The sequence below is a fragment of the Leptospira borgpetersenii serovar Javanica genome, assembly GCF_003046425.1.
Taxonomy (GTDB): Bacteria; Spirochaetota; Leptospiria; order Leptospirales; family Leptospiraceae; genus Leptospira; species Leptospira borgpetersenii.
Map to the genome: position 1 here is coordinate 1 of NZ_QAJG01000019.1, position 12,700 is coordinate 12,700.

Consider the following 12,700-nt stretch of genomic DNA (forward strand, 5'->3'; position numbering starts at 1 on the left):
ATAAGTAAAAGCTATCTCAAAAATATCTTAGAACGATTGAAATCGGCGTTTTAAGCAAAGATAAAGTATTTTTGAGATAACTTCTCATGTTTCATTCAATGATTGAATTCGTTAGAGAAGATGTACGATAAAGGAAAAATACTTGTTGGCGAGAGTGTTGAAGCAAATTTGAATTTCAAATTTGACCTTCGTTTTTAGACTAAGAACAGCTCCCGATGTATAGATTATCCTGCGGTATCCAACCCGCGAATATCAGTCTGATCAATCGTCGCGAATGCTTTTCTCTAACGAGTTAAATTATTGGGTGATTAAAAAAAATGCGAAAAAATATTTACTGCTCCGGATGGGGGCGCCATATCAGAGCCAGTCTTAAAACTGTCTTCTGTGGGAGCGGCATTGCCGCGACTCTGTCCTCAGTCCTCTGAATGTGAGAGTTCCCACAGAAACCGTCGTATTGAAGGTTTTTCCTGTCGTTTAAAATTGTAATAGTTCTTACATTCCTAAGGTTTTGAGATGGGTTCTTAGTTCTAATATAGGAGAAGTTCTGCGGTTTATTGCTGCATTCGGAATCGCTAATGCAACCTTCACTTCGGCTTTGCACGTTAGCTTGTCGTTTCTGTTCGCGGACCGCTTGTTAAGGCTCGTTCGTGCCGATCCTTGCGAGCGTTAAGCGCGCTTCTGGGCCGCGGCGACGTCGATACTTGGTCGTTAGACGCCATGAGTTTGGCGACTTTTCTTTGTTTATTTCCGGACGTCCGTTCGGGATTAGTAGAACTTGGATTTTATTAATTTTTATCGTAAAATCGCTTGACTATACTAATCAATATGGTAAGTATAGATTGGTGATAAGGTCTTTTAAAGCTAAGGAGACTCGGGAAATTTGGGAAGGTCGTTTTTCAAAAAAATATCCGCCTGATATCCAAAAGAAAGCACAGATGAAGCTTGGAATGATCAACAACGTTGTGGATGTGATGGAGCTTCAAGTTCCTCCTGGAAATCGACTTCATAAATTATCGGGAGACAGAGATGGGCAGTATTCGATTTCGATTAACTCGCAATGGCGAATCTGTTTTAATTTTGAAAACAATCATGCATTCAACGTCGAAATAACTGATTATCATTAGGAGAAAGAGATGGTAAGTAAAAAGCTATTGAATGTTCATCCTGGTGAGGTTTTGCAGGAAGAATTCTTAGAGCCGATGGGTATTTCTGGCTATAGATTATCTAAGGAAACAGGCATTCCTGAATCGAAGATTTCGGATATTATCCATGGAAAAAGAAACATTACCGCTAGTATCTCTATAAAATTCGGGAAGTTTTTTGATTTGAATCCGCATTTTTGGATTGGTCTTCAGAATGATTACGATATTCGAGAAGAGCAGCACAAATTAGCAAAAGTTCTCAAAAGTATGAAATCTTATAAAGATTTTTATAAGGATCAAGACGGTAAAAAAGTGAAGCTTAATGTTTTGTAGCAGCGCCGGCTTATAGGCGCCTAACTATGATTAATCGCTTTATTCTGAATCGTTAATGCAATCTTCATTCCGGCTTTGCACATTCGGTTTTTGCAAGACGTTTGTTAAGGCTCGTTCGTGCCGATCCCTGCGAGCATTAAGCGTGCTTCTGGACCGCGGCAACGTCGATGAAGCTCTTTCGCTTTTTGTTTATCCGCGTTTTGTCAAATGTGTTTCTTAAAGTCGGGCGTAGGAGCAGTACATTTACGTTTTCTTGATCTATCGGTTACACATCGGTGTAACATACTTGAAACTAAAGTTTGATCGGGAATTCCGATTTCCAATACTTTCATTTTTCATAGCTTTAACGTGAGCTTGGTATAAGAAAGTTTGGACGAATCGCTTGCGAACTGAAATACTTTCGTAAAAAGTGTTTCACCGAATTTTTCAAACTAAAATGTTGTTTTATGGATTGCATCATAATAATCGCTTTCGCATTTGTTAACTCACGTTACTCTCGCGATTCTGATATTCATTTTTGGAATTTGTCCCAAAACCTTAAAAGTAATCAGCACAATCATTTTATAAGTTCGTAATAAAACGTGGGAATTCCCGCAGATTGATGATTTATAGATTTTCTAACGGGATTGTATCGTTGGAACACTCTGGTAGGAGTTCCAACATCTGAGGTTTTAGGACAAGTTCTTATTCTAAATCAACTTCAAAAAAACGGAGACTGCGTGTTTTACATCTTCTCTTCCATCCCTTTGAAAAAGAGACGAAGGTTTTCCTTTCCAAGAGAGAACGTTTGCGATCGATGGGTCGAATCGAAATGAGAATAATTCTTCGTTAGAGATATATGCGGAGGGAATTTCTTCGTTCAAATTTTTACGAAGATAAGGAACTTCGGGAAAGTTTCCGCGATCCGTGTAAAGAAGTGGAGTTTTCGCATAAACGGATTCACTCATGATTCCGTAACCCGGTTTGGTGATCACGTAGTCGCAAGCGGTTAAAAGATCCGGATAATGAATTCCGGAAAGTTGGACGATTCCGGTTTTTTGTTTTTTAGGAATTTGTGTTAAATCGAAATCAGTTCCCGAAAGGACGATCGTGTATTTTTCCGGATCGAATCGTTCCCAGTGAAACCGGGAAGTTTCCACACCGTACGCACCGAACGAAAAGAGGAGATGAGTTTTATCTTTGGGAAGTTGGAAAAGTTCCTTTGCGGCTTCTTTATTCAAGTACGGTTTTCTTCCTACGAGTCCGATTTGTTTTTGTTCGGCCAAGGAAGGCGCAGGGCAGGCGAAAGGAAGAAGTAAGCCGAACGTGGCATGGTAGTATTCCTCGTAGAGTATTTTTGCGGTTCGTTCAAAGACCGGAGATTCTTTTGCATAACCGGAATAGATGAAATCCCAAGTGAAATTCCCCACGAATAAGGAAGGAATTTTGATCTTGTCCGCAACCATAAAGGGTAGTGAGGCCGAATCGGAGACGATCAATTCTGTCTCGAAATCAAGACAGGATTCAATTTCTGAAATTTGAATATACTGTTTCTGTAAATCGAATTCCTTAAGTTTTTTTTCTGTAGCTCGGATATCGATGGAAAGGGAATCCTTCTGAATCATTCCCACGTCCACGTCTTTTTTGCGGACGCATAGACGTTCGAGATTTTTGGAATCCTCTTCCGAAAGAGAAAGTGTGGTTAAAAATTTTTCCCGAACGGTTACGAGATCGATTTCCAAATCGGGAAAACTACGGAGAAGATGGAGAATGATTTCCATGGATCGGCTAATATGACCAAATCCGTGGCCGCTTACGTAATATGTAATTTTCATTTTTCGAAACCCTGTCGAATGACTTCGTACATTAAGATTCCTGCAGACATTGCGAGATTGAGAGAATCCGCTTCCCCGAGCATTGGAAGAGAAAGATATTCGTCGGAATGATTTCTTACGTAAGAAGAAAGTCCGTATTGTTCCGATCCAAAGACGAGAGCGATCTTCCCTTTGAGGTCCGCGTCAAAATAAAATTTTTTTGCCTCCGGTGTTACGGCTAATGTTCTGTAATGATTTTTCTTCAAAATCCCGTAGATCGTTTCGATTTCTCCGAGATAAACGTCCAGAGTGAACAAAGCTCCGGTGGAAGCGCGGATCACGTTCGGATTGAACAAATCCAACTTTGGGTCGGATACGATTACCGTATGGAACCCCGCGCCTTCCGCGGTTCGAAGGATCGTTCCGAGATTTCCCGGTTTTTCCACACCTTCGATGACTAAAATCGGTTTCAATTTTTTGAATGTTTCTGATTTTTTCTCAAAGAAATCCAGTCCTATCGGAAAAAAGTGTGCAGTTGCGATAAGTCCGTCCGGTCTATCTCTATAGGAAATTTTTTCGAAGACCTTTTTTGGAACTTTGATGTTTTTAACTCCGATCGAACGGATGAGAGAAAATTCATTTTCACCAAGGAAACATTCGGGAGAATAGAGTACGTTTTGAAACCGAACCTTGCCCGATTTTTGCGCCCTGGAAATTTCACGGTACCCTTCGATAAAAAAAAGACCCGAAGTTTCCCTGTGTTTTTTTTCTTTGAGATTGGAAATATGTTTCAGTTTCTCGTTCGAAAAACTGGTGATCTCTAAAAACGAGATTTCTTTTTCTTCGTTCAAAGCGACAGTCTCTCTGAAGCATAGATACAATTCGAACCGGCGGGATAAAGTCTTCCGCTTCCTTCCGGAATGGAAAGTTCTCCAAGATAAAAACGACCTTTGTTGCGGATTCTTCCTTCTAAAATTCTTTGAAGGGCTAACGGGCTAAAGCCCGTGGAGTGACAGGTAAGAACAATAAAATCCGGTTTGTTTCCGCAGAGCCGCATAAGAAGATCCATGAGTTCAGGAAGGTCTTTTTCGATCTTAAAAACTTCCCCGCTCGCACCTCTTCCGAATGTGGGAGGATCCAAAATAAAGCCGCGATAATCTTTGCCTCTTTTGATTTCCCGTTTTAAAAACTTCAAAACGTCTTCCACCATCCAACGGACCTTTTTATCCGCTAGACCAGAAACGCTTGCGTTGTCCCGAGCCCAGTCTACCATTCCTTTGGAGGAATCCAGATGACAAACCGAAGCTCCTCCGTCTAATACTGCCAAGGTGGAAATTCCGGAATACGCGAAGAGATTCAACACTTCCTCTTCCTTTTTTAGTCCGGAGGAAAGCTGTTGGATTTTCCTCCAGTTTTCCAGCTGCTCGGCGAAAATTCCCAAGTGTCCAAAAGGAGTGAATTTTATTTTAATAGAATATTCTAAAATTTGAATGTAAAATTCTTCGTCTACTTTTTTGCGCCAGTTCCAGGTCCCGCCACCCTTGTCCGAACGGACGTATTCTCCGTCGGCGTTTCCCCATAAATTTGGCTTTGTTGGGGGCCAGGCAGAAACGGGAGAAGGGCGAATGATTGTATAAGGACCGATTTGTTCGAGTTTTTGAAAGTCCCCGGAATCGAGTAGTTTATAGGAACCTGCTTTGTGGCTTTGCGAGGGGTGTTCCGGCTTTTTTAGCGAGTTAGTTTTTGATCGCTGAGGTTCGATTTTTTTTGCAGTTTTCATAGATATGCACCTTAAAATAATTTCCTTCCGGAAAATTCTTTCTTATCGGATGATCCGCTTCCGGTTTTAAACTCGTAAAGCGTTCAAACGTCCAGCCTTTTGCTTTTAGAATATCCTGAGCGAGTGATTCCAATTCTTTCGACCGAATTCTACCGGAACAAGAACAAAGAATGATCGTTCCCGCTGTTTCCAAAGATGCAAGACAACTTCCGAACAGATAAGAATAGGATCTGAATGCGTTTTTTCTCGATTTTGCGTCCGGCGTGAGATTGGGTGGATCGATTACGATCAGCCCAAATGTTTTGTTTCTTAAAATGTCTTCCAATTCTTGAAAAAGATTTTTCTGGATGAAACTATGTTTACAACAACTTGTATTTTTTTTTAAACTCAAAACTCTTTGAAAAGAATCCAGAGCCTGTTTCGAACCGTCCACTGAAAGAACGGAAGTTGCCCCAGCAACTTCCATACAAATCGATGTGAGTCCAGTGTGGGAAAAAAGATGAAGGCAGTTTTTATCTTTGCTGAGTTTTTTGTTTTCGAGGAGAAATTTGCGTAGGTTCCTAAGATCTAAAAAGATTCCTCCCTTTTGTCCCGGAAGTTCAACCGGAAATCGGATGCCGTAAAGTTGGATCGTTTCTCGGATTCGAAGCGTTTTTTTTTCGGATTTATCATTTCGTTTAACGGAGTTCCGGTTGTTTTTTGTCGGGTCGATTTTCATCTTGATCGGTTCGCACTTTCCTCTCCAAAGCCTCTCTCCGATCCGTTTAGTCGTATCGGATAAATTCGATTTTAATAATACAGCATTTTCTGATGTTGGCGGAAAATCCGATAAAACCGGATCCCGTAAGGGTTCTGAAAAATCGGTTTTGAGATTTGGCGTGAAAGGGGTGAAACTTTGGGGAGAATTAGGTATTCCAAATTCCGAAGAAAGGTAAGTTGTCGATATCTCTCCGGAATTGTGTCTTCGAAGAACGAATTTGTCGTCTCCGATCTTTTCGGCGGGATCGAATAAAATCCGTTTTGGTTGTGGTTCTCCTAATTTAGGATTTTTGCATATATCGTAGAGATTCCAAACGAGCCATCGTCCATACCCAAGCAAGGAGGATGAATAAATCCGAACGACCCAGGTTGAGTTTAATCGATCGATGGTGACTCCCGGAAAGAAGTCGTTCTCTCCGTGTAAAATTCTATATGCGTTAGTGGTTTTTCTAAGCTCGTTTCTTTTTTGTAGGGCGTGGATTAAACTTTCTCGAATCTTTTCCTTGGAAAAGGAAGGTGAAAATTGTATCACCCGAATCGCGACGAGGCCTATGTTCGAATAAATTCCGGTTGCTACCGGTAAATTCTCCGTAGAGAAAAGGCTCAACCACTGTCCGTTGACAAAAGAGGAAGTTGCCGAAGAAAGATTTCCGCTAAAGATCCAGGGATGTTTACGTCGGATGGAAAGTTCGCTTTTCCGGTTCAGCTGGTATCTGCGAAACCGGAAGTTTGTCATAGGAAGGTTCAGGTTTTTTTCTTGGCCTCTTTATAGGAAGTTTCGGTGGCACCTGTGTAGATCTGTCTTGGACGACCGATTTTCATATCGGTCGATTCAATCATTTCCTTCCACTGAGCGATCCAACCGGGAAGGCGACCCATCGCGAACATCACCGTGAACATGTTCACGGGGATTCCAAGTGCGCGATAGATGATTCCGGAATAGAAGTCTACGTTCGGATAGAGTTTTCTTTCCACGAAGTAAGGATCGTGAAGGGCGGTTTCTTCGAGTTCTTTAGCAATATCTAATAAAGAATCTTGAACTCCGAGCCTTTTTAATACGGAGTCGCAAGCCTTTTTGATAATCTTTGCCCTTGGATCAAAATTCTTATAAACCCTGTGGCCAAATCCGGAAAGACGAAAAGAATCGTTTTTATCCTTCGCTTTTTCCACGATCTTTTTAACCGGCAGGCCGCTTGCTTGAATCTCTTGGAGCATTTCCAATACTTCTTGGTTTGCTCCACCATGTCTTGGCCCCCAGAGAGCGCAGATGCCCGCGGATATCGCACCGTATAAATTTGCAAGAGAGGAACCCACCAAACGCACCGTAGACGTAGAACAGTTTTGTTCGTGATCGGCGTGAAGGATCAATAATAAGTTAAGCGCCTTTACGATTTCTGGATCGATTTTGTAGTCTTCGCTAGGGACGGAGAACATCATGTTCATGAAGTTCGCGCAATAGTCGAGACTGTTTAAAGGATGGATCGTAGGTTGTCCGATCGATTTTTTATAGGCGAATGCGGCGATTGTAGGGAATTTTGCGAGAAGACGGATCATGGAAATATGTCTGTGTTCCGCGTTTTCGGGATCATAAGAATCCTGATAGTAAGTGGAAAGAGAGCCAATCATAGAGGACATGATTGCCATCGGATGGCCATCTTTCGGGAATCCGTTGTAGAGACGTTTGAGATCCTCGTGAATGAGAGTGTGCATCGTAAGCTCGTCGTTCCACGTCTTTAGCTCCGTGTCCGACGGAAGTTTTCCGTAAATCAATAAATAGGCCACTTCGGTAAATGTGGAACTTTCCGCAAGTTGTTCGATTGGAATTCCTCTGTACCTTAATATGCCGAGTTCTCCGTCGAGAAAAGTCACCGCGCTAGTACAGGCTCCTGTGTTTAGGTATCCGTTGTCCAGGGTTACATATCCTGTCTGTTGACGAAGTTTTGAAATATCGATTGCTTTTTCGTTTTCGGTACCTACGATGATCGGGAGTTCGTATTCCTTCCCGTTGATTTTCAGAATTGCTACCTCTGCCATGTTTTTCTCCTAAAAGTATGTTTGTTGTTTTTACCAAGTTATCAATCGTTCAAAAATTGCGCTCTAAATCGTTTCAGATTCCTATCCTATTCCTTCCGTTAGATAGACAATCTAAAAAATCAGAATGCCCCAAGAACTTGATTGAAGATTTTGTTTTCATTTTAGAATTTTGTAATGCTATACAAATGAATAGCATTCGGTTGTAAAGAATTTGATAGGATATAAAATCGAAATATGCCGAGGGTGTTTGAGATTAACGGATACGAATTCTTCTTTTTGCAAACGAAGGAAATCCTAGGAAACCGTTGCATATTCACGTTCGCAAAGTGGAAAGAGTTGTAAAATTTTGGATTCAACCCGAAATGCTCTTAGATGAAAACTGTGGTTTTTGTTCTCAAAGAAGAGTCTACGCTGGATTCAAGAAGAAATAGAAAAGAATCAAGTGTTGATACAAGCAAAATGAAATGATTTCTTCAAAGATTCTTATACTTCCGTAAATTCTGATAATTGTAATAGTTCGAACTGACAATTCTACAGTAGTCTCTCGGTTCTTTGATCGGGAGTTCTTCCAAGAAATGATTGAAGTCTCCGCGGTAATGGTTTCGTTTCCATTTACGGAGATTTCCCGGCCCGCCGTTATAAGCGATCGAAGCCCATTGAAGACTGTTTCCGTTGGAGGCGACGAGATAGCGTAAAAATCTCGCGCCCATTTCGATGGAAACTTCCGGATCAAACAGGGAATAGGAATCGAGATTCATTCTTTTAGCGATTTCTTTTCCTGTCGGCCCCATGATCTGCATCAGCCCTCGCGCATTCGAAATCGAAGTTGCATTCTCTTTAAAAAAAGATTCCTGACGCATGATCGCATAGACGATGTCCTCTTCGATTCCGACGTTTTGAGAAACGGAAGTTACGAGTCCTCTATGTGGTCTCGGGTAAATTCTTGCGGCGAGTTTGGATGGAAGAAGGATGACATCGTCGCTGAGTTTTTCTTTTTTCATCAGGGATCTTGTGTAAAAGACGGTCAAGTAAGGAGTTCCGGTTTGTTCTCCGAGAGCCGCGAGAATTTCTTCCTTTTCGTTTTCTCCGATTCCTTGTCGGACTTTGTACTTTTGAACTAAGGAAAGCGCGTAAGCCATCTCTCCGACTTCCAGGTATTCCTTTGCCGATTGCAGATAACGGTTCCCTCGAATTGTGGAATGAGCGCCGTCGATCCTAACGTTCAATTGAAATGCCGCGGCTTGCGTTGCAAAGTCCAAATCCTTTCCCAGAATTTTTCCTGAAAGTTCCGGAATTCCCGCGGTTAAAGAAAGATACTCGAAGAGATTGTCCTTGTTCCAAGTCGGATTGGAAGGAAGCGGAAAAGAGGAAATTTCCTCCTGGAATTCCTCTCTGATAACGCGAGTGTAGTAGGAGCCCGGGATATATCTGTAATAAGACTTAAGCCAGGAATTCAGTTCTTCGGTTCTTCCGTTTTGTTTTAAGAAACGAAGATACCAATATACGAGTCTTCCTTTGACGGGAAGATCCGGAATTTTACGGAGGGCGTCCTTCCAGTAAGCATCCCCCAAAAAATGTTTGTGACCTCCGGTCAGAAGATCGATAAGTTCGTCTTGTCGGATTAAATTTGTGGGGCTTTTTTCGAGAGAGTCTATTAGATTTCTGAAATATAAATTCTTGTTTCCCCGTTTTTTATAAGCCCTTGCGTAACTGTAAAGAACCTCTTCGTTTTTTTCAGGATTCACGTCGTTTAATAAATTCAAAGCCTTACCGGAAAGATTCCGGTTTGTGAGTTCTCTCGATATTTCGGCCGTAAAATACGGATTGGACTTTGCGAGATTCACATTTCTTTTAAAGAAGTCGGGGAGAACTTCCGGTTCGAGGGTTATGAGAGCTCTTGCGGTGTTACGAAACGCTTCTCCTTTGGAAAAGGAAACTTTTTTAAGATCTTTCGATAAGATTAGATGTTTCCTTTCGGAAGAATCCAAATGCGGGAGAAACAAGGCCGCCCGTTCCGGAGTCAAGGAAGTATAAAAGGAGTTTCCTTTCCAAATTTGAAGATCCACTTGGATAAATTTTTTGACGGAGGAAAAAACGGAGGAATCTTCCAGAATCGAATAGAAGATGGCCTCGGCTTTTTCTGTGTCCCCGGATTTATAAAGAGATTTCGCATAACGGTATAAGATCATCGGGGAAAAAATCTCCGACTTTTCCCGGTCGGAAAAACTTTTGACGAATTCCAAACATTCTTGGATCATACCGGCTTCGTAATAGATTCTGAAAATTTCCGAGATCGCGTTTTGACTTAAAGGATCGTTTTCTCTGGGAAATTTTTTTAAAAGATCGATTAATTCCCCCCTTCCCAAAATTTTTCTGTGTGCACTTTCCTCATAGAGTTTCCAGAGAGACAGTTTTGTAATAGCAGAGGTAGAGGGTAGCGGGGAATGGAGAATTTCCAGAAGATCTTGTCTTCCGGGCGAGAGCACGATTTTTCCTTTAAGAAGAGAAACCAGGTAAGCGAATTTTTTATCCCGACTTCCATTCGGATGTTCTTCATGGTATCGGATTAACGCGTAGGTCTCAGATTCCGTACCCGGGTGCCTTTCCCGAAAAATGCGGTGGATTTTTTGAAGACTGTAAGATTTGATCAGATATTTGAGATCATCGTTTGCGTAAAGGTTGCCGAAAATGAATAAGAGTAGGCTGGTTAGGGCTAATTTTTTCATTCGTATTCTTTACTTACCTTTTCGGCCTAAGGATTCAATCGCAAAAAGGAAATTCCCATGCAAATCCTGGAAAAAGAAAAAACGGACCGTCTCTGGCCGGAAATCACATTGTCTTCTTATTCGGAGCAGTTTCTCATCAGGAAAAAAAAGCCAAAGGGCCCGATTTCCCGTAATTCGGAAATCATCAGACTTAAATCCAAAATTTTGGAATATTTTTCCGGAGCCTTAAACAGGATCCATTCTCCTTTCCATAATCTGAGAATCGACCTATTCGGCGAGTTTCGTTTTCAAACCGACGTTACCTCTCCTTTCGAAGAGGAAGGACTTTCCGAGCGGGAAAAAAATCTTCTCAAGATTTTTTTCGAGGAGCTTTTGGATAAGGCGCTTGAGGAACACCAAGCCGATCCCGAGGTTTTTCAGATTCTGGAATCTTTTCTATTACACGAGCAAAAACTGGACGAATATCTGGAATTAATCGGTGTCTATGACGAGGATCTTCCGTTTATCGAGGAAGCAAAACAATTCTTAGCGCTTATGGGAAAAATTGAATATTCAACTTCTTTAAAGAATAAAGAGATTTCCCGTTTTCAGAAATATGGGGCTTTGTGGAAATTTGGAGGCCTCCAGCTTGAAGATAGGGAGATGATCTACGATCTTGTTGTGACGGGCGAAGAGCCCGGTTTATTAGGACTTGCGTGGCTCCTTTTCAAACACGAGACCACTGGTTTTCGAACCGTTTTTCCGATTGAGAGAAGGATCCTTACCCTGATCGAAACGTTTAGCTCCGAAGAAAAAGAATCCTTTTTCAAAACTTATTCTTCCCGTCACGGTTATCTGGAGAATTATTTCGTTCTGAGGAGAATTCATCCGATAGAATACAGAAAAGCCTGGCTTGAAGGAGAAAAAAGAAAGAACGGCAGGTCGGTTTTATTGGGCTCTTTACAGGATAAGATTTTAGAAGGTCAAAACGAGTCCTTGGAGAAACGTTATGCGATCTTGAAGCAAAATCATCTTGTTTATACTTTGAGTCCTTTCGAACTTTTGATTCTTTTGAATTCCACCGAATCCTCGAACGTTCAAAAGGAAATCGAAGGTGTGGAAAAACGACTTCCGGATTCTTATTTAACGAGAAGGGCCAAGGCGGTTCTTTATTTTTTCAAAAAGAACTTCGAGGAATTTTTGAAGTCACTTGAATATTGCGGTCGTTTCCGATTTTCTCCGGAGATGCTTTATCTTCAAGGTTCGGCTCTTGTCGAAATTGGTAGAACCGGAGAAGGAATCGGACTTTTAGAAAGTCTTTTGATGAAGTTTCCCGATGCCGATTATCTCCGTTTGGTTTTAGAGCGTTATAAGAAGAATTGAAGTTTTACGTATTTATTTTGTCCGATTTTTGATTTTATTACTCCGACGTATGAAGAAGAATACCGTAATAAGTTCGTTTCAACAGTTGGAATTCTTCTTCAAAAAAGCCGACATCCCGGATCGGTATGATTTTATGAGGACTTCTATATTTTTTCGAAATGTGATATTCTTGAATTGACGAAATCAAGAAGGCCGGTAGAGGAAACGAAAGCATAACGCGCTCCCGACGGGTCGCTGGACAGATTCTTATAGTTGAGATACGAAAAGAGTGAAGTTATAATGAAAAAAATCACACCGTTTTTAATTTTGTCGTGTTCGTTGTTGTTTGCGAAGGACTCAAAGATCGAAACGTCGTCCGGACAAAAAAAATCGAATCCCTCCGTCTTGGAAATTTTAATCCAATTGAAATCGATGGAAGGAAATCTTAAAAAATTGGATTTGCATCAAATCGGGAATTTGGATCGTTTGAAAGAATCTTTAGCATATAAGAGTGGAAAAGCGGTTAAGGAATATATGAAGTATCATGCTGACGATTTTTATTATTACGAATCTGCCGCGCGGTTTTTTATAAACAATTTAACGCGAATATGAGTTTGCTTCATAGAGGTGCTCGAAAAGAAGAAGTTTTAGGATTTTTAAAAACCGTTTACAAATAGGATCGATTGGCTGAGGCCGAAAACTATTTGTTCGATCCGGAGTCGATTCCAATTGCATCTAAAAACACGGTTTATGGAAAATACTTCTGCACGGAATATACAAAGTATTTATTTT

Annotated in this window: 11 protein-coding genes; 5 read left to right on the forward strand and 6 right to left on the reverse strand. The window is 41.2% G+C overall.

Annotated elements, in window-relative coordinates:
- Nucleotides 1-839 precede the first annotated feature (839 nt).
- On the forward strand, nucleotides 840-1,124 hold the full coding sequence (locus CLV95_RS13875; protein ID WP_002726857.1) for a type II toxin-antitoxin system RelE/ParE family toxin: 285 nt from the start codon (nucleotides 840-842) through the stop codon (nucleotides 1,122-1,124).
- 9 nt (nucleotides 1,125-1,133) lie between these two features.
- On the forward strand, nucleotides 1,134-1,475 hold the full coding sequence (locus tag CLV95_RS13880; protein WP_002736063.1) for a HigA family addiction module antitoxin: 342 nt from the start codon (nucleotides 1,134-1,136) through the stop codon (nucleotides 1,473-1,475).
- A 689-nt stretch (nucleotides 1,476-2,164) separates the two neighbouring features.
- On the opposite strand, the gene CLV95_RS13890 is transcribed toward CLV95_RS13880, so the two are convergent.
- The 5 genes from CLV95_RS13890 to CLV95_RS13910 are packed head-to-tail and all read right to left on the reverse strand — an operon-like array spanning nucleotide 2,165 to nucleotide 7,841.
- Nucleotides 2,165-3,289 carry a glycosyltransferase family protein gene (locus CLV95_RS13890; protein WP_002735933.1) on the reverse strand — a complete coding sequence of 375 codons (1,125 nt, stop codon included), beginning with the start codon at nucleotides 3,287-3,289 and terminating at the stop codon, nucleotides 2,165-2,167.
- Nucleotides 3,286-4,119 (reverse strand): TrmH family RNA methyltransferase, encoded by an 834-nt coding sequence (locus CLV95_RS13895; protein ID WP_002726838.1) that lies wholly within the window; start codon nucleotides 4,117-4,119, stop codon nucleotides 3,286-3,288. Before CLV95_RS13895 ends, CLV95_RS13890 begins: the two co-directional genes overlap by 4 nt.
- Nucleotides 4,116-5,048: a class I SAM-dependent methyltransferase gene (locus tag CLV95_RS13900; protein WP_016561383.1), complete on the reverse strand. Its 933-nt coding sequence runs from the start codon at nucleotides 5,046-5,048 to the stop codon at nucleotides 4,116-4,118. Before CLV95_RS13900 ends, CLV95_RS13895 begins: the two co-directional genes overlap by 4 nt.
- Entirely contained in the window at nucleotides 5,005-6,513 is a 1,509-nt protein-coding gene (locus CLV95_RS13905) for a class I SAM-dependent rRNA methyltransferase (protein ID WP_026054067.1), read from the reverse strand. Before CLV95_RS13905 ends, CLV95_RS13900 begins: the two co-directional genes overlap by 44 nt.
- Before the next feature lie 38 nt (nucleotides 6,514-6,551).
- The gene (locus CLV95_RS13910; protein WP_002726840.1) at nucleotides 6,552-7,841 is read right to left on the reverse strand and encodes a citrate synthase; all 1,290 of its coding nucleotides are present in this window, start codon (nucleotides 7,839-7,841) and stop codon (nucleotides 6,552-6,554) included.
- A gap of 305 nt (nucleotides 7,842-8,146) precedes the next feature.
- Here CLV95_RS13910 and CLV95_RS13915 point away from each other — a divergent pair, with 305 nt between their 5' ends.
- Complete coding sequence (locus tag CLV95_RS13915; RefSeq protein WP_002736030.1) at nucleotides 8,147-8,272, forward strand: PF13711 domain protein; 126 nt, start codon at nucleotides 8,147-8,149, stop codon at nucleotides 8,270-8,272.
- Nucleotides 8,273-8,314: 42 nt separating this feature from the next.
- On the opposite strand, the gene CLV95_RS13920 is transcribed toward CLV95_RS13915, so the two are convergent.
- Nucleotides 8,315-10,567, reverse strand: coding sequence for a lytic transglycosylase domain-containing protein (locus CLV95_RS13920; RefSeq protein ID WP_002726855.1), 2,253 nt, complete (start codon nucleotides 10,565-10,567; stop codon nucleotides 8,315-8,317).
- Between the two features lie 57 nt (nucleotides 10,568-10,624).
- Here CLV95_RS13920 and CLV95_RS13925 point away from each other — a divergent pair, with 57 nt between their 5' ends.
- Together CLV95_RS13925 and CLV95_RS13930 are read left to right on the forward strand one after the other, a co-directional pair.
- On the forward strand, nucleotides 10,625-11,929 hold the full coding sequence (locus tag CLV95_RS13925; RefSeq protein ID WP_002735977.1) for a hypothetical protein: 1,305 nt from the start codon (nucleotides 10,625-10,627) through the stop codon (nucleotides 11,927-11,929).
- Nucleotides 11,930-12,208: 279 nt separating this feature from the next.
- Entirely contained in the window at nucleotides 12,209-12,520 is a 312-nt protein-coding gene (locus CLV95_RS13930) for a hypothetical protein (protein ID WP_002736604.1), read from the forward strand.
- Nucleotides 12,521-12,700: the final 180 nt, after the last annotated feature.